This is a genomic window from Candidatus Cloacimonadota bacterium, assembly GCA_034661015.1.
Lineage (GTDB): Bacteria > Cloacimonadota > Cloacimonadia > JGIOTU-2 > JGIOTU-2 > JAYEKN01.
This window is the reverse complement of sequence record JAYEKN010000015.1, coordinates 1-1,262: the sequence shown is the minus strand read 5'-3', so window position 1 is coordinate 1,262 and position 1,262 is coordinate 1. Positions and strand designations below refer to the sequence as shown.

Genomic DNA, 1,262 nt, shown 5'->3' with positions numbered 1-1,262 from the left:
TTTTTGCCAAAGCGATAAGCAAAGTCAATTGGATAAAAACCCTTTTCCGGTAAACATGCCCAGTGTTACAATGCACAAGCCTAATATTGAATGACCAAGGTTGTGGTCATAGATAAAGAAAACATTTTCTATTTTTCTCCCTGTTTTTTGTATATTCAGATCTCTGGATTGGATTTTGACATTTCCTTATATTTTTACCTATAATTTGTTGAAACTTACTGGAATCATTATATGGCACGAATTTTGCTTTGTCAAATTTTTATAATGTTTTACACAATATTTTAATTGATTGTAAATTCAAATAGTTATTGTAAAATTGTCCAAAAAATTTTAGCAAAGTCACGAGATCTGATATTTGTGTCATCAATTACAAAATCCAGTTCTTCTTGCGGTTTTTTTCAATTTAAGATTTTTAAAAATTTGCATATTAAGCTTGTACATAAAAGAGTGCCATATCGATAAGGATACACCGGATCATCCCCACGCCTGTGGGGAAAAGTGAAGATGGCAGTGATATCATCAATGATATTCCGGATCATCCCCACGCCTGTGGGGAAAAGACCAATATAATGATCCAATATTATGTATACCTTTCCATTTAAGATAGAGAGCAATCGATCATGAACCCATTTGTGTCTATCAATTTCTTTTTCTTCTTTTTTCTTCAGGCTGTTTTTTCATGAGCGTTCCATCTTCTAAAAGCAGTTCAGACGAGACATCCCCCGTACCCACTGATGCAAAATAAGCCTTGAGTGCAGATAAACCAATATTCATCAAGCGACTGAATATAGCTTTCTCCATTTCATAGGCTTCAAGACTACAGCTCATATTTCCAACAAATTTAAAAAGTTCTTCAACTTGATTTTCTCCTTCAAGTATGCTTTGTTCAACTGAGAAAGCTTGCATGATAATCCATTTTTTGTTTTGATATTACTGAAACCAATAATAACCCGCAAAAATGGGATTAGTGTAAGCTTTTTCTTTTATAAATTCAATAGTATCCAATATTTATATTTTTTATATGCAAAAAGGGTACACTCGTTTAAGAAGATGTTTAGAAAGAAAGATTTATATATTTAAACAGGAATAAAAAAATGAATTTTGAATAATTTCTATAATTACAGACCTCGCCCTCCTGTAGCAGGAGGGTTTACCGAAGAAACCATGGAATTTTGTAAAATTAATGATACAGGAACTGCAAAAAAGATTGAATATTTTTTTTAATTGCTGAGTTCTTAATGTTTTTGTTCATCACCAACAGC

General features: G+C 32.0%; 1 protein-coding gene. It reads right to left on the bottom strand.

The window, feature by feature from the left end; all coding sequences use genetic code 11:
* Positions 1-639: 639 nt before the first annotated feature.
* The gene (locus tag U9P79_00480) at positions 640-906 is read right to left on the bottom strand and encodes a hypothetical protein (GenBank protein ID MEA2103109.1); all 267 of its coding nucleotides are present in this window, start codon (positions 904-906) and stop codon (positions 640-642) included.
* Positions 907-1,262 lie beyond the last annotated feature (356 nt).